Origin of the sequence: Thiothrix fructosivorans (genome assembly GCF_017349355.1) — a bacterium.
GTDB classification, from domain to species: Bacteria; Pseudomonadota; Gammaproteobacteria; order Thiotrichales; family Thiotrichaceae; genus Thiothrix; species Thiothrix fructosivorans.
In genome coordinates, this window is the sequence record NZ_JAFMPM010000008.1 from 995,210 (window position 1) to 1,011,842 (window position 16,633).

The 16,633-nt window shown below is 51.1% G+C and carries 13 protein-coding genes, 1 pseudogene and 1 CRISPR repeat array; of the genes and pseudogenes, 8 read left to right on the forward strand and 6 right to left on the reverse strand.

What is annotated here, in order from left to right; all coding sequences use genetic code 11:
* Window positions 1-43: 43 nt before the first annotated feature.
* The 5 genes from ssb to J1836_RS19095 all read right to left on the reverse strand — a co-directional run bounded on the left by ssb (window position 44) and on the right by J1836_RS19095 (window position 4,106).
* Entirely contained in the window at window positions 44-568 is a 525-nt protein-coding gene (ssb, locus tag J1836_RS19075) for a single-stranded DNA-binding protein (protein ID WP_207252697.1), read from the reverse strand.
* 33 nt (window positions 569-601) lie between these two features.
* Window positions 602-1,966, reverse strand: a complete 1,365-nt coding sequence (locus J1836_RS19080) for an MFS transporter (protein ID WP_207252698.1) — start codon at window positions 1,964-1,966, stop codon at window positions 602-604.
* 16 nt (window positions 1,967-1,982) lie between these two features.
* A complete protein-coding gene (gene dbpA, locus J1836_RS19085; RefSeq protein WP_207252699.1) occupies window positions 1,983-3,359 on the reverse strand; it encodes an ATP-dependent RNA helicase DbpA in 1,377 nt (458 codons plus the stop codon).
* Window positions 3,360-3,447: 88 nt separating this feature from the next.
* The gene (locus J1836_RS19090) at window positions 3,448-3,864 is read right to left on the reverse strand and encodes a type II toxin-antitoxin system VapC family toxin (RefSeq protein ID WP_207252700.1); all 417 of its coding nucleotides are present in this window, start codon (window positions 3,862-3,864) and stop codon (window positions 3,448-3,450) included.
* Entirely contained in the window at window positions 3,861-4,106 is a 246-nt protein-coding gene (locus J1836_RS19095; RefSeq protein ID WP_207252701.1) for a type II toxin-antitoxin system prevent-host-death family antitoxin, read from the reverse strand. The genes J1836_RS19090 and J1836_RS19095 overlap by 4 nt, the downstream gene beginning before the upstream one ends.
* 166 nt (window positions 4,107-4,272) lie before the next feature.
* Here J1836_RS19095 and J1836_RS19100 point away from each other — a divergent pair, with 166 nt between their 5' ends.
* The 6 genes and pseudogenes from J1836_RS19100 to J1836_RS19125 all read left to right on the forward strand — a co-directional run bounded on the left by J1836_RS19100 (window position 4,273) and on the right by J1836_RS19125 (window position 14,295).
* Window positions 4,273-4,602, forward strand: coding sequence for a Uma2 family endonuclease (locus tag J1836_RS19100; RefSeq protein WP_207252702.1), 330 nt, complete (start codon window positions 4,273-4,275; stop codon window positions 4,600-4,602).
* Between the two features lie 110 nt (window positions 4,603-4,712).
* On the forward strand, window positions 4,713-5,813 hold the full coding sequence (locus J1836_RS19105) for an RNA-guided endonuclease InsQ/TnpB family protein (RefSeq protein WP_207252703.1): 1,101 nt from the start codon (window positions 4,713-4,715) through the stop codon (window positions 5,811-5,813).
* A gap of 151 nt (window positions 5,814-5,964) precedes the next feature.
* The gene (cas13a, locus tag J1836_RS19110) at window positions 5,965-9,585 is read left to right on the forward strand and encodes a type VI-A CRISPR-associated RNA-guided ribonuclease Cas13a (protein WP_207252706.1); all 3,621 of its coding nucleotides are present in this window, start codon (window positions 5,965-5,967) and stop codon (window positions 9,583-9,585) included.
* A gap of 182 nt (window positions 9,586-9,767) precedes the next feature.
* A CRISPR array of direct repeats spans window positions 9,768-10,724; the repeat unit is 37 nt; unit sequence GTTTGAATACCACCCCCAAATGACGGGGGACTACAAC.
* 74 nt (window positions 10,725-10,798) lie between these two features.
* Window positions 10,799-13,617, forward strand: a pseudogene (gene uvrA, locus J1836_RS19115) (excinuclease ABC subunit UvrA).
* A gap of 46 nt (window positions 13,618-13,663) precedes the next feature.
* Complete coding sequence (locus J1836_RS19120) at window positions 13,664-13,900, forward strand: DUF2281 domain-containing protein (RefSeq protein ID WP_207252707.1); 237 nt, start codon at window positions 13,664-13,666, stop codon at window positions 13,898-13,900.
* 2 nt (window positions 13,901-13,902) lie between these two features.
* Window positions 13,903-14,295, forward strand: a complete 393-nt coding sequence (locus J1836_RS19125; protein WP_207252708.1) for a type II toxin-antitoxin system VapC family toxin — start codon at window positions 13,903-13,905, stop codon at window positions 14,293-14,295.
* A gap of 128 nt (window positions 14,296-14,423) precedes the next feature.
* On the opposite strand, the gene J1836_RS19130 is transcribed toward J1836_RS19125, so the two are convergent.
* Window positions 14,424-15,002 (reverse strand): hypothetical protein, encoded by a 579-nt coding sequence (locus J1836_RS19130; protein ID WP_207252709.1) that lies wholly within the window; start codon window positions 15,000-15,002, stop codon window positions 14,424-14,426.
* A gap of 166 nt (window positions 15,003-15,168) precedes the next feature.
* Here J1836_RS19130 and J1836_RS19135 point away from each other — a divergent pair, with 166 nt between their 5' ends.
* Both J1836_RS19135 and J1836_RS19140 read left to right on the forward strand, forming a co-directional pair.
* A complete protein-coding gene (locus tag J1836_RS19135; protein WP_207252710.1) occupies window positions 15,169-16,140 on the forward strand; it encodes an Rpn family recombination-promoting nuclease/putative transposase in 972 nt (323 codons plus the stop codon).
* Entirely contained in the window at window positions 16,137-16,622 is a 486-nt protein-coding gene (locus J1836_RS19140; protein ID WP_242632924.1) for a LabA-like NYN domain-containing protein, read from the forward strand. Before J1836_RS19135 ends, J1836_RS19140 begins: the two co-directional genes overlap by 4 nt.
* Window positions 16,623-16,633: the final 11 nt, after the last annotated feature.

A 16,633-nucleotide genomic window follows, 5' to 3' on the forward strand; every position in this document is an offset into this window, starting at 1 on the left:
ACCTCTTGATTCTTTATAGAAAAAAGAGGTCTTTTTTTAAGGGTTAGAACGGGATGTCGTCGTCGAAATCTTCAAAGTTGTTGGAACTGTTGTTGCTACCGCTAGCCGTAGGGGCTGGTGAGCCACCACCGCCACTATAACCGCCGCCAGAGTAGCCACCGCTACCACCATTGCCGCCCTGATTACTGCGTGGTGTCGCGCTTTCGTAGTTACCGGATTCCATGCCGCCACCAGGGCGACCACCCAGCATTTGCATGTCAGAAGCAACGATTTCAGTCGCATAATGTTTCTGACCGTCTTTTTCCCATGAACGAGTTTTCAAGCTACCTTCGATGTAAACTTGCTGACCTTTACGCAGGTATTTGCCTGCAATGTCGGCTAACTGGCGGAAAAAGACGACGCGATGCCACTCGGTGATTTCTTTCTTCTCACCGGTGTTTTTATCTTTCCACGAATCATTCGTCGCCACGCTGATGTTGGCGATAGCGTCACCGCTCGGCATGTACTTCATTTCGGGGTCTTTACCCACGGTGCCGACCAGAATGACCTTGTTAATACCTCGTGCCATGTTCGTTCCTTGTATCAATATTGCTGTGAGATTTTACGCTGATGGCGGCGAGAAAGCATCTAAGGCAGCCTCGTCCAGCGTGGTCTTGTCGATTTTCAGATAAGCGATGCATTCAGTCGCTGCAATCGCCACTTCTTGCACGCCGTTGACGCTCATTAGCTCATCATGCAGGCGTTGCGGATCAGAAAATAGCAGCGGGTCAAGTTTGAGTATCCGACTAGTATAGAAGGTCGGTTGCGGTAATTGCAGTGCAATCAAAAACCAGCCCAACACCACCACAGCGCTGAACACAAAGACACCGGTTGTCCCCCACGTATGGTTGATCATGCCGCCCAACGAGCCACCCGCAAAAATACCGAGAAATTGTGAGCTGCTGAAAATCCCCATTGCCGTGCCTTTAATGCTGACATCGGAGTATTTTGCGACCAGCGACGGCTGTACTGCTTCCAAAAAGTTGAAGCTCACAAAAAACAGGAAGAAGGCTGCCAGCAACCAGTCGATGTGCGTATGCCCCAGCGCCATGCCAGCTTCGGCGAGAAGCAGCGCAAGGGTGCTACCCAGTAACAGGGTGCGGATTTGCTGCTTTTTTTCCGCAAGAATAATCAGGGGGATAGCCAGCACAAACGAACCTGCAAACACGGGCAAATACACCTGCCAGTGTTCGGCTCGCGGCAGATGGAGTTCGTGTTCAAAAATCGCAGGCAAGACCAGAAAGTTTGCGGTCATCACCAGATGAATAATGAAGACCCCCGCATTCATGCGCAATAGCGCGATATTGCGAAGTGCTATGCCTAGATAGCTTTTGATGATCCCCGCATCACGGTGTTGGGTGCTGTGCACAGGTGTAGGCACAGCCAGGACAACTAAGGCAATGCCCACTAAGGCTAGCAACAGGGTGAACCAGAAAATGCCTGGTACACCTATACTGTGGAATTGGCTGATGACGGGACCCAAAATCATCCCACCCATGAAGGATAAACCAATGGTCATCCCAATCACTGCCATGATACGGGTGCGGTTTTCCTCGCGGGTTAAGTCGGCTGCCAATGCCATTGTCGGCCCCGCAATTGCCCCCATGCCTTGAATAGCGCGTCCGATAATAATCAGCCACATGGAATGCGCGAGTGCCGCCAGGATACTTCCCAAGGCAAACACTAACAAGCCGCCAATAATCACTGGCTTGCGCCCAATTTTATCGGAAAGGATGCCCAGCGGAATTTGGAACACGGCTTGCGATAAGCCGTAAATACCAATGGCTAGCCCTGCCAGAAATGGGGTGGAGTCTGGCAAGGTTTCAGCATACAACGCGAAGACGGGCAAGATCATAAACAGACCCAGCATCCGTACCGCGTAAATGGCAGCAAGCGAGGCGGTGACGCGCCATTCCAAACTATTCATGGTTTACCGACACCCCTTACAACAGCTTCGCCTTGAATTTACGCCCTTTGATCTTGCCATCCAGCAAGCAGTTTAGCGCTTGCTTGGCGGCACTGCGTTCGACCGCGACATAGGCGGCGTAATCCAGCACGTCGATTTTACCGACGGATTTGCCGTTAATGCCCCCTTCGCCAGTCAATGCGCCGAGGATGTCGCCGGGGCGCACTTTTTCCTTGCGTCCGGCAGCAATGCACAGCGTGACATTGTTGGGTTGCGTCGGGCTGAGGCTGGCTTTGGGTAGCGCGGAAATCACTTCGTAATCCAGTTCGGTTTTTTGCGCAATGCCGATGTCGGCGAGTTTGTGGCGTTCGGCATCGGTGAGTAGATTGAGTGCCATGCCTTCTTTGCCTGCGCGTCCGGTACGCCCAATGCGGTGGATGTAAATGTCAGCATCGTGCGGCAGTTCGTAATTGATAACGCACGGCAGGTCTTCGATGTCCAAGCCGCGTGCTGCTACGTCTGTCGCGACTAGCAGGTTGAAACTGTTGTGCTTGAATTGCACGAATACTTCGTCACGGTCGCGCTGTTCCATTTCGCCGTGCAGGGCTTTCACGCTGAAACCGAGTTGGCTCAAGTGTTCCGTGATTTCGCGTACCCCGACTTTCATATTGCAGAAAATCACCGCCGAACGCGGTTTGAAATGCGCCAGCAGGGTATCGAGCGCTTGCAAGCGTTCGGTTTTATTACACAGGTACGAGTATTGGTTGATCACGCCAGCCGTGTGCAGGGCTTCGGCTTTGACTTCGACGGGGTTGCGCTGGAATTGCGCACTCAGGCGTTTAATGTCGTCGGGGTAGGTCGCAGAAAACAGCAGCGTTTGACGGTGTTTGGGGGTGAGGCTGATGATACGGGCAATGTCTTCCATAAAGCCCATTTCCAACATGCGATCGGCTTCGTCGAGCACCAGCGTGTGAACTTGGCTGAGGTCGATGGTGCGTTTGCCGATGTGATCACCAATGCGCCCCGGTGTGCCGACGATGACGTGTGCGCCGTGTTCTAAGGAGGTGGCTTGCGGGGCGAGGGGTTGCCCGCCGGTCAAGGTGACGACTTTGATATTGGGTTGGTAACGCGCTAAACGGCGGATTTCGGTGGCAACTTGCGCACTGAGTTCGCGAGTCGGGCACATCACCAGCGCTTGTGCGGCAAAGTTTTGCGGGTCAAGTTTGGCGAGCAAGGTAATCGCGAACACGGCAGTTTTGCCGCTGCCGGTTTTGGCTTGCCCGATGATGTCAGAGCCTTGTAAGGCAGGGGGGAGGGCTTTGGCTTGGATGCCCGTCATCAGTTTGTAACCCAAATTGCCAAGATTGGCGAGTTGTTGGGCAGGCAGATTCAGATTGGAAAAAGAAGCGGGCATGGAGTGGCTCTTGGGTAATGGGGCTAACCGTGCATGATAGCGGGTTTTGGGGCGGAGTGCTTATCAAATCCCTGAGGGGTGTTAACCTTCATTCCCAAGGGTTGATTAATAAAACACCTGTTGGAGAAAAATCATCGACATTGCGCGTCATCACATGCAAACCGTAGCGGATGGCGGTTGCGGCAATCAAACCATCAGCCGCTGCGACTATTTTGCCTGATCGTTGGGCATTGGCGGTGATTTCACCCCAAATACGCACGGTTTCGAGATCGACGGGTAGGATGCGCTCGCCGTATTCCTGCTCCAGTGTTTCCAACCAGTCACGTAAAGCGCGTTTCCGTTTGCTGTCATCTAATAGCGCAATGCCTTTGGCAATTTCACCCAGAGAAATGACGCTGACGAATAGCTCATCGTCTTCCAGACGTTCTATTGCTGCACGTACTTGTGGTGGGCAATTTTGCTTGCGTAATTCGGATAACACGCACGTATCCAGCAATACTCTCACAGGTCTACCTCGCGCATCGGTGACTTGTCACGGGATAGATCTAGCCCTTCCAGACTGGGCGAATGATCCAGTAGGAAACGCTTGAAACTGGTACGTTTGCCTGTCAACCGTTGATATTCCTGAAGGGATATGACTACCACGGAACTGTCACGGCGGGAAACCTGTTGTGGTCCTTCGTGCAATGCCCGATTGACCACCTCGCTGAATCTGTTTTTCGCATCTGCTAAACGCCATTGCATCATGTTGCTCACCTTTATATCTAGCCAATCTAGCTTGAATTATTCTCGGTTATGTGGGGGATGGCAAGTCTGATAGTTCCGAAGCCTGCAAAATCCCCTATGAATTCAGTGTATAGAACAAGAGTAATGCAGATGATGGCATTGGCAAGACAACTGGCTTACCTGAGCGTTGAGGCGTATCTCGCGGGGGAGCACCGTTACCCCCGATGTTGTGGTGGTGTGCGATGAACAATTTCTGGATGACTATTCGACCGAATCCCCGGTGCTGATTGTGGAAGTGTTGTTCAAAGCTACCCGCCAGCGTGATCGGCAAGTTAAACGGCTGGAGTATTTGCAGTTGCCCAGTTTGCAGGAATACATGCTGATTGAGCAGGATACGGTAGAGGTCGAAGTTTTCCGCCGTAGCGATAGCTGGCGACCTTCGTATTATTATTGGGGGGATATGGTGGTGCTGGAATCGGTTGGGTTGAGTTTGAGTGTGGAAAGTATTTATCAGTAATCGCGTAAAACCTCGTCCTTCAGGACGGGGATATAAGCGTCTTCGGCTACCTCTGATGAAGAGTCATCCATTCAGTAGTTTTTTGCCGTAATACCGCTACAATCTACCTCATGAAACCCATCATCGCCACCCTGAAAACGCTCAAAGTCCGCATCCGCGACAAACACGCGCCCGTGCTAAAGCAGTGGGCGTTCGAGTGTAATCAGGTATGGAACGAAGCCAACGCTATTACGGCAGAATACAGCTACATAGCAGTGCCAGAAGTCGGCTACCTCAGAAATAATTTCACCGACTTCGACCTCGCCAAGAGCCAAGCGGCATTCAAGAAAGCACGCGGCTTCACTCTCCACTCGCAAACCGTCCAAGAAGTGACCGAAGCCCACGCCAAAGCGCGAAAGCAATTCAAGAAAGATAAGCTACGCTGGCGGGTGTCTGGCGGTAGTCGGCGCTCGTTGGGCTGGATTCCGTTCAAATCCGGTGCAGCCGTTTGGAAAGATGGGCAAGTTCGCTACAACAAGCACTATTTCAAGGTGTGGGATAGCTACGGCTTGTCACAATACGCCTTCCGTTCCGGCTCATTCACCGAGGATTCCCGTGGGCGCTGGTATTTCAATGTGGTGGTACAAGTCCCCGTTGTTGAAGCCATCGGGCGCGGTGAAGTCGGCATTGACCTTGGCTTAAAAGACTACGCCACCTGTAGCAATGGCGAGAAACTTCAAGCAAATCAATTCTACCGCAACGCCCAAAAACAATTGGGTATTGCCCAACGTGCCAACAAAAAACGGCGCGTCAAGGCTATCCATGCCAAAGTCAAAAACCGTAGAGCCGATGCTATCCACCAGTTCACCACCAAATTGGTGCGTGAGCATTCATTAATCGTTGTCGGCAACGTCAGCAGTAAAGCCTTAATCAAAACCAAAATGGCGAAAAGCGTCTTGGACGCAGGCTGGTTCATGCTGAAAACACAACTTGATGCAAAATCGAAAGCGATGCAAGGCGTGTTTCTGGAAGTCAACGAAGCGTACAGTACCCAAGCCTGTTCGTGTTGCGGAAGTATTTCTGTCAACAGTCCGAAAGGTAGAGTAGGACTTGGAATAAGAGAATGGACTTGTCCCGACTGTGGGTCATTGCATGACAGAGATGTCAATGCAGCTAAGAACATTCTCGCGGCAGGACATTGCCGTCTCGCAGGAGGAATCCCCGTCTTTTAGGGCGGGGAGGATGTCAAGAGCGGGTGCGGAATGAGGATGTTGGGCGTTTGTTGAGTGGGGAATGAATGTGTTAATAAAGCCTATTGATTCTTCGTGCATGGTTCTTTGTTTTGCTTGATAATTGACCCCCACCGATTCCTAGGATGCCATCATGCAGATCATTAAACCCTATGGGCGCAGTTTTACCGAAACTAACCAACGTGTATTGCTAGACAAGCATCGGGATAAACACGATGTTCCCCCATTTGCTGCAAGTCATGAAAAGCTGGTAATTGCGCAGTGGGTTTCTGTCATCGACAAAATTATTTGCAAACCCAATCCAAAAGCCAAAATTAGCCTGCCAACACCACAACAATATCAATTGCGGGAAACCTTGGGTAAAGCGGCATGGCTAGAACTCAACAAACGTTTGCCCTGTTCGGATCATGCCGTATTTTGGCGTTCAAAGATTCATCCCTATGGTGATGCGAAAGAACAAGAGCCTGCCCCGTTATTGCAAGGGCGTTGGTATCAGCGTTTTGTCGGTGATATTGAACCCACCGCCATCACAGAAAATGTTGCCCAAATCATCGTTGAGCGCATCGCCAGCCATTTGTATGAGGCTGAATTGCGCTTGAGTCCAGAAGCCGAGCCGCGTCGTAAAGGTAAAATCCAAGCGCAAGCGGAAAGCATCAAAGAAAATATTCTGCTCCAATCAAAGTCTTTAGCAACGTGGTGTGATGCCGATTGGACAGCCTACAACCGCCATGATGTCGCAGAGCGTATCTATCTAGTAGCCAAAGATCGGCTAAAACAAAAACAAGAAGCCCGTAAAAACAAACAGCCTATGCAACCTGAATGGCGTATTGACAGCAGTCTGGCGGGCAAAATGCTGTTTGAACATTGGGCGAAGGTTTACTCTGGCACAGATGGTAAATCACGCATCACTGAGGCAAAGCAGGAGAAACCGGGCTTGTTTCACCTCCACATGGCGGTCAAGGATTTTTATACCCGCTTGTTTGACAGTGATAGAAGAGATGAGACCTTGGTGGAATTTCTGTTACCCCGCAAGAAAAAAGCGTTACGGGAGAAGTTGGAGCATAAATCCAAAAATACCGATTTGGCAGCATCTATTCGCTTGGGCAAAATCTTGTATTACCGTGAAGCGGAAAGCGAAACTGTGCCATTGGCTAATAGCCGTTTTTGGGGCAGTGACGGGCAGGCAGAAATTAAACGAGCCGAAGCTTTTGTGCGTGTTTGGCGGCATGTTTTGGGGCAGGCAAATCTGACTTTGGCAAATTGGGCTTCGTTAGCGTCCCCTGATGAGTTATGGGAAAAAGACAGTTTTGACAGTAAATTCCTTGATCATGTGGAGAAATTATTTGAAAAAGATGCCGGATTAGATAGTCGCCTCGCCATCTTTAACCAAAACCTTCACCTGTTGTTTGGTACTTCCGCTAGCCTATTCCAAACCGATGATGGAATAACGCAGAAGGCAAGCATTCTGTTAGCGTACCAAGGCGGGAGTGCATTGCGCCATGCCGCTTTCCATTTCAAAGGGCGCGACAAGTTTCTGGAAGTATTGGATGAGGAGTTATCGGAAAAAGGACGCTCCAGTGGCTTGCTAACACCGTTAGGCGCGTTGTGGGATAAAACACAGGAAAAGCAAGATGAACGTTTGCTGGCAACGCTGGAAGGGGCGCATGTCTTTCAAGTCTGCACACAAGCGCAGGTACAGCAGTTGGTCAATGGTGTATGTGCAATACCAACAGGAGATTTGCCACTGCCGCGTTTTGGGCGTGTTATCGAACGTAACCACAATGCTGGGCTGAAAACAGGTTTACCGCCACGGGTCAATCGTCAGGCAATGGAACAAAATCCAGCACAGAAATGCCAATACGTGGTGCTGAAAATGTTATACGAACGTCCTTTCCGTGTTTGGTTGGAGGGGGCTACTGATGCAATGCTTAGTACGTGGTTAACGACGGCATTGAATCGCAGCACCACGGCGGCTCGTAATAACCCAGATGTGCGCAGAAAGTCGGAAGCTGAACGTGAGCTGGTCACGGCACGCGCTGCCAAATTGCCGATTGCTATTGGTGGTAAAGACGGGCAGGGTAAGAATAAAAGCATCCGTCAGTTCTTCCACGATTTGTCCGCAGCGACAGCCAGTGAGATGCGTGTCCAGCGTGGTTATGCCAGCGATGCTGAAAAAGCACGAGAGCAGGCGGAATACATTGATGAGCTGTTGCGTGATGTAGTGGCGTTGGCATTTAAGGACTTTTTGGATGGCAAGGGTTTATGTTGGCTGTTGGACATTGATCCCAAGCAAGCATTGCAGCCAATCCGTTGCTGCCCAACAGAGAATATTCAACTGCCTGCAAGTACTTTGCAAATCGTTAACTGGCAACCCGTGCTGTATTTCTTGCTGCATTTGATGCCTGTTGGCGAAGTGTCACAATTACTGCACCAATTGGCAAAGTGGGAAATTCTTGCCAAACCCGAACAGGCGCGGAATGACACAGAAGGAACACGCATCAAAGCATTGCAGCATACGCTCAAGTTGTATTTGGATATGCACGACAGTCAATACACGGGCGATGATGCCATGCCCACAGTGGAACGCGACGTATTGACGGCTTTTAGCAGTTTCTATGAGAACCCGCGTGTTTTTGCTCAAGTCTTTGAGAATCAAGGCAATGGGCGCGAACGTGCGCAATATTTGCCACAGCGGGGTTTGCGGGAAATCCGCCGTTTTGGGCATACCCCCGTGTTACAGACATTGGTGAAGAAAAAAATCACAGCGGAAGACGTAAGCCGTTGTCTGACGGCGGAAGCACCCCTCAAGAATGGCATATATTCAGTCGTGGCGGAGGCGCAATCTCAACGCGAGGCACTACATGCGCAATGGGTGAAGGAACGCAAGCAGTTTGAAGGGTATCAGGGTTATGCTGCGGCGTTAAAAAAGGTGGTGGCACATCGACAAGACTCCAACCACATTCGATTGGTGGATCATGTGGCAGCTCACCGGATTGTTATGAAAGTGCTGGCGCGGTTGGCGGATTTTTCCGGTTTGTTTGAGCGTGATTTGACGTTTGTAACGTTGGCTACATTGCATGAGTATCAGTTAAAATCGGAAGATTTTTTTGTCACTGATAACCCGCCTAAGTACAACAAAAAAGGTAAAATGGAAGACGATGGTTTGACCTTGTTCAAGAAGGGGCAAATTATCGAAGCGATGGGGAAAGTACAGGTGAGTCAGAATGCCGTAAAACAGGCTATTGTTGGTCGAGTCAATCTTGATCTGTATCGTTCTATCCGTAATGATTTTGCTCATTTTAATATGTTGTATGGCAAGCAACGCACTATGCAAATCATTTCTGGCAAAAAAGAGTTACGGTGTCCAGATATGGGGTTAACGTGTTGGGTGAATTGTGCGCGTGATCTTATGTCCTACGATCGCAAACTGAAAAATGCTGTGAGCCAATCCATCATGGAATTGCTGGAGCGCGAGGGGTTCATCCTCAAGTGGGAAATGAATAGCCACCACCAATTGTGTAATGCCACGATTGAATCGCGTGTTGTCCATCATTTGGGCGATAAAACATTTCCACTGAAAGCGGACAAGCGAGCGTTTTGTCGCATCACCGAAAGTTTGCACTCTGATGCATTTGTCAAGATGTTAGCAGCCGCGTTTGGCGGTGCGGCACATCCGAATCAAGACATCGGCACACTGGATTTGCAAACGGTGAATTGGGAAGGAGCGAAAGCAAAATGGGCGGGTAGTCAGTGAATGGCATTTGCTGTAGAGTGCGGCTTGCATGTTAGATGCTGAGGTGGCTTTTTAGGCAACATGCAGATTGTTTTTCGCACAAAAAGTACCATTGCTAATGCTAACTTCTAAATGCCATTTTGATGTTAAAATTTATACACCCCAAGCTGTTGAAACTAAAACGTTTCTGACGAACAAGCGGGGTTTGAATACCACCCCCAAATGACGGGGGACTACAACATTGTTTCATGGACGCATGTACATAACGCAATGCGTTTGAATACCACCCCCAAATGACGGGGGACTACAACAAACAATATGGTATGCTACCAACCAACACACTAATGTTTGAATACCACCCCCAAATGACGGGGGACTACAACGCGTCAGTGTGGTTGAATACAGCACCAGGTACAGTTTGAATACCACCCCCAAATGACGGGGGACTACAACTCAAATTGCTGAGCAAATTGCATTTGTGAATTGTTTGAATACCACCCCCAAATGACGGGGGACTACAACTCTAATGTCTGAAGCAATAGGTAATCAAAACCTAGTTTGAATACCACCCCCAAATGACGGGGGACTACAACGGATCGAGAAGCTGTTTGAGATACCGCTCTTCAGTTTGAATACCACCCCCAAATGACGGGGGACTACAACGCCAGGATAACTCCCAGTAACACCGCGTCGTCCGCGTTTGAATACCACCCCCAAATGACGGGGGACTACAACGTTTGTTATTCACCCAATGCGACTCGTGTTTGGGGGTTTGAATACCACCCCCAAATGACGGGGGACTACAACCCGGTACACGAAAGCTCCCTATCTTTATTCCTCGTTTGAATACCACCCCCAAATGACGGGGGACTACAACGTGAATTGGAGATCCACTTCGGGAAGAAGATGGTGTTTGAATACCACCCCCAAATGACGGGGGACTACAACACTTAGAACCGTGGAACGATTGAGTTATATCCTGCGTTTGAATACCACCCCCAAATGACGGGGGACTACAACTCAATGATTCTCTTGCATACGTGCGAAAACTAGGTTTGAATACCACCCCCAAATGACGGGGGACTACAACTGCCTTGTATTTCGAGTTCCATTCAGCCGCTACGTTTGAATACCACCCCCAAATGACGGGGTAGCATCATAAAATAGGGAAATCTCCCTTCCCGCCAAAACCTGCTAAACTTCGTTTTTTGTTCGGCACGAGCTTGCACACCCCATGGAAAAATTCATCCGCATTCGCGGCGCACGCACCCACAACCTGAAAAACATCGACCTTGACCTGCCGCGTGACAAGCTGATCGTGATCACGGGCTTGTCGGGTTCGGGCAAGTCGTCGCTGGCGTTTGACACGATCTTTGCGGAAGGGCAGCGGCGTTACGTCGAGTCGCTGTCCGCCTACGCCCGCCAGTTTTTGTCGATGATGGAAAAGCCGGATATTGACCACATCGAAGGGCTTTCCCCGGCGATCTCCATCGAGCAGAAAACCACCTCGCACAACCCGCGTTCCACCGTCGGCACGATCACCGAGATTTACGACTACCTGCGCCTGCTGTATGCGCGGGCGGGTGTGCCGCGTTGCCCGACGCATCACGTTGATTTGCAAGTGCAAACCGTCAGTCAGATGGTCGATCAGGTGTTAAGTTTGCCCGAAGGCAGCAAGTTGATGTTGCTTGCCCCGGTGGTGCGCGAACGCAAGGGCGAGCATGTGCAACTGTTTGATTCGTTGCGGGCGCAAGGCTATTTGCGGGCGCGGGTGAATGGTGTGGTCTACGAACTGGACGTGCCGCCAACGCTGGAATTGCGCAAGAAACACACCATCGAAGTGGTGATTGACCGTTTCAAAGTGCGCGACGACATGCAATTGCGCCTCGCCGAATCGTTTGAAACCGCGCTGAAACTCGCCAACGGGCTGGCAACAGTGGCGTGGATGGACGGTGACGGCGACGACATGATTTTTTCCGCCAACTACGCCTGCCCGCATTGCGGCTGGTCGTTGACCGAACTCGAACCGCGCTTGTTCTCGTTCAACGCACCCGCTGGCGCGTGCCAGACCTGCGACGGTTTGGGCGTGGAACAGTTTTTCGACCCGCAACGGGTGGTGGCAAATCCGTCGATGAGCCTAGCGGGTGGTGCGGTGCGCGGCTGGGATCGGCGTAACGCCTACTACTTCCAAATGCTCACCTCGCTTGCCGAACATTTCAACTTTGACGTGGAACAGCCGTGGGACGAGTTGCCCGTGTCTGTCCACAAATTGATCTTGCACGGCAGCGGTTTGGAGGAGGTGGAATTCACCTATGTCGGGCAAAAAGGGCAAATTTACACCCGTTCGCACACCTTTGAAGGCGTGTTGAACAACCTCAAACGCCGTTACCGCGAAACCGATTCGAGTGCGGTGCGCGAAGAATTGGCGAAATACCTCGCCAGCCGTGCCTGCCCGGATTGCGGCGGCACACGCTTGAACGAACAGGCGCGGAACGTGTTTATCGCGGGGCGCAATTTGCCTGCGATCACGCATTTGCCGATTGGCGAAAGCCATGCGTTTTTCCGCAGCCTGAATTTGCTGGGGACGCAGGGGCAAATTGCCGACAAGATTTTGCGAGAAATTGCCTTGCGTCTGGAATTTCTGGTCAACGTCGGGCTGGATTATTTGACCCTGAGCCGCAGCGCGGAAACGCTCTCCGGCGGCGAAGCACAACGCATCCGCCTCGCCTCGCAGATTGGTGCGGGGCTGGTCGGGGTGATGTACGTGCTGGATGAGCCGTCCATCGGTTTGCACCAGCGCGACAACGCCCGCTTGCTGAAAACGCTGTTCCGCCTGCGTGACCTTGGCAACACCGTGATCGTGGTCGAACATGACGAAGACGCGATCCGTTCCGCCGATCATGTGCTGGATATTGGCCCCGGCGCGGGCGTGCATGGCGGCTACATTATTGCGCAAGGCACACCGGAAGAAGTGTTTGCCACGCCGGATTCGGTGACGGGGCAATTCATGTCCGGGCGGCGCAAAATCACCATGCCCGCGCAACGCACCCCGTTCAACCCCGAACGCACCATCAAACTGATCGGCGCGACTGGCAATAACCTCAATGACGTGACGCTGGAAATTCCGTTGGGGCTGCTGACCTGCATTACGGGCGTGTCGGGGTCGGGCAAATCGACGCTGATCAACCGCACGCTGTACCCGTTTCTGGCGCGGCATTTGCACGATAGCAGCGTGGAAGTTGCCTCGGTGCGCGAAGTATTGGGCGTAGAGCAAATCGACAAAATCATCGACATCGACCAAAGCCCGATTGGGCGCACCCCGCGTTCCAACCCCGCGACCTACACGGGCGTGTTTACCGCGATCCGCGATATGTTTGCGGCGACGCAAGAAGCGCGTTCACGCGGGTATTTGCCGGGGCGGTTTTCGTTCAACGTCAAGGGCGGACGCTGCGAAGCCTGTTCCGGCGACGGTTTGATCAAGGTCGAAATGCACTTTTTGCCGGACGTGTACGTGACCTGCGAAGTGTGCGACGGCAAGCGTTACAACCGCGAAACCCTCGACATCCGCTACAAGGGCAAGAATATCAGCGAAGTGCTGGCGATGACGGTGGAAGATGCCTGCGAATTTTTCGCCGCCGTGCCGTCGATCCATACCAAACTGCAAACGCTGATGGACGTGGGGCTGTCGTACATCACGCTGGGGCAAAACGCGACTACGCTTTCGGGCGGCGAAGCGCAGCGCGTTAAGTTGGCGAAAGAGCTGTCCAAACGCGGCACGGGCAAGACCATTTATATTCTGGATGAGCCGACCACGGGGCTGCATTTCCACGACGTTGACCAGTTGCTGCAAGTGCTGCACCGCTTGCGTGACGGCGGCAATACCGTGGTGGTGATCGAGCATAATCTGGATGTGATCAAGACGGCGGATTGGGTGGTGGATTTGGGGCCGGAAGGCGGGAGTCGGGGGGGCATATTATTGCGGTGGGTACGCCGGAAGATGTGGCTGAAACCGAGGGGTCATTTACGGGGGAGTTCCTGAAACGCATGTTGTGATACAGTACCAATCATGTAAAAAATCATTGTCGTCATGAGGTTAGCCATGAATACACAAACGGTGATGGAGGGATTTTCTTCCCTTCCTCCTGATGCGCAACAGCAAGTTGCCGATTTCATTGATTTTCTGAAAGTCCGTTACCAAAAAGCGAAGCCTGCAAAAAAGAAAGTTGCCCGTGAAGCCTTAGCGCAAGAGGCATTCATCGGCATGTGGCGCGAACGTAAGGACATGCAGGATAGTAGCCAGTGGGTGCGCGAGTTACGCCGTAAGGAATGGGGCTAAGGATGGCTGAGTGGACGTTAGTTGATACGGATATTCTGATTGATGCGGCGCACAAAGATGAGATGGCAGTTACCGTATTGCAAAATCTCGAATCAACTTCCGGTCTTGCTGTCAGCATTGTGACCCAAATGGAGTTGGTGGTCGGTTGCCGCAACAAAACTGAGCAGCGCGAACTTGCCAAATTCTTGCGGCGTTTTCAGGTTATCCATTTGTCGGCAAGTATTTCACAGCGGGGGTTGGAACTGTTGCAACAATACCGCTTGAGCCACGGTTTGCTGATTCCTGACGGGTTGATTGCCGCTACTGCGATAGAAGCAGGTATCCCATTAATCAGCAAGAACCAGAAAGATTACCGTTTCATTGAGGTTTTGCAGCTTTTGCCTTATCCACCCTGAGCAGGGCGGCAGACTACGGCGGCGTGGTAAGTAAGCCACCATAGGCGGCAGTCGTGGGAGGATGTGGAACATAGAAGGAAGTCGCTGAAACTGAAGAGTCATTTACTGGGCAGTTCCTCAAGCGGATACTATAAGGGTTCTTCTGAGTCTTCAATCAATGAAAGTGACACATCCATTGCTGGCATGATAGAAAAAAAAGCATTAGCTTTGCTTGCAACTTCAGCGATGGATGTGGTGCGAAATACTTCTGTGTGAAGTTGCTCGCAGCCATTTGTTACGCAATCTATGGCAGCTTTTTCCCAAGTACGGCGACAAGGCCAATCCTGTAAATATTGGGCAAAAGGTGCGGAGCATCGGTGCTTTCTGAGACGACCATCAGGTGATGTTGTAAACCCGACCTTGAACCGACCGGAGTCATATTCCGGTTCTAATTGGATCAAATAGAATATCCCAACGTCATCAGCGCAAAAAGTCGTACTGTTTTCATCTGATTGATTTGGCTGCTTCGATCCAGTGGTGCGGCGCAGTTCATCCCGAATTGCAGAAGCTTCGCTTGATGTTATCGTCGCAACATTTTGGTTTCTACGACTGATTTCGCGACGCATGACTGTTTGAATTCCTATGCGTTTCAATACCTTAAAAAGGGTCTGTTTGCGAACTTGGAGTTCATCTGCCAAGTCGCTGATGATAATTCTTTCGTCAATCATTATGGATTCTTAAATCGTAGTTATTAGTCGTTGCGTGGTAATGGTATGGTACAACTGCTTTCCTCAATTGCGACATTTCGATATGGACATCGGTCTGTTAGCCGACTATAGCAGATTGGCAAGTCTGCTATAATGAGTCTGTACGTACTCCACCGGATTTACCGCCATGCGCTTCCTTGACGTAAAAACAGATTTCGCCTTCAAAAAAGTGTTCGGCAGCGAACAGAGCAAGCCGATCCTGATCAGTTTCCTCAATGCACTGCTGGACTACCACGATGGTGATGAAATCACTGACCTGACCATCATCGACCCATACCAAGCCCCGAAAATCCTTGGTATGAAAGATACTTACGTCGATGTCAAGGCGGTTTGTGCCAATGGCAGCACCGTCATCATCGAGATGCAGGTGTTGAATGTGGAAGGTTTTGAAAAGCGCGTGCTCTACAACGCTGCCAAAGCCTATTCCGCGCAACTCGGCAAAGGTGAAAAATACCACCTACTGAACCCCGTCATCGCCCTGACTCTGACCGACTTCGTGATGTTCCCCGACCAACCGGATATGTTCAGCCATTACCGACTGATCGAAAAGCAAACGTTAGCGCACTACAGCGGTGATTTGGAGCTGGTTTTTATCGAACTACCCAAGTTCGTGAAGGAACTGGATGAGCTGACGACAATCAGCGAAAAATGGGTCTACTTCGTTAAAAATGCGGGTAAGTTGGACTATGTTCCCGATACGCTCAAAATCGAACCCCAGATATTGGATGCCTTCGGCATAGCGAATCATGCGGGTTTAACAGAAGAAGAGCTGGAAGCACAGGAAAAACGCTACGATTTTTTACGTGTGCAGCGTGCATTGCAGGATGGGTTGAAAGCCGCTGAAGAGGGCTTGAAGGAAGCTGAAATACGGGTGGCTCAAGCAGAGCAGAAAACGGCTGAGGCAGAAAAACAAATGGCTCAAGCAGAGCAGAAAACGGCTGAAGCAGAACAGAAAATGCTTGAATTACAAGAGCAAGCCATTGCTGCGATGCATACCAAATCATTGGACATTGCCCGCCAATTGCTAGATGTTTTGGATGATGCAACGATCGCTCTGAAAACAGGTTTAACAGTGGAAGAAGTCGGCGCATTGCGATGATGAAAAAAGTCAGCCTGTTCGTCGATGTACAAAACATCTACTACACCACGCGCTCTGCCTACGGGCGCAGTTTCGACTACAACCGCTTTTGGGCGGAAGCCACCGCTGGGCGTGAAGTGGTGCAAGCTAATGCTTACGCCATCGGGCGCGGCGACGAAAAGCAGATGCAGTTCCAAAATATCCTGCGAGCGATTGGTTTTGAGGTGAAACTCAAACCCTACATTCAACGCAGCGACGGTTCTGCCAAAGGCGATTGGGACGTGGGTATCACCCTCGATGTGATCGAAGCCGCCGCGCATACCGACATTATTGTGCTGGCTTCTGGTGACGGCGATTTCGATATGCTGTTGAAGCGAGCCTATCAACGTTACGGCGTGGAAACCGAAGTGTATGGCGTACCCAATCTGACCGCCAATTCCTTGATCAATGCCGCGAGCCGCTACGTGCCTATAGGGGAAACCCTGTTAATGCGCTCGAAATAAACCCCTTCACT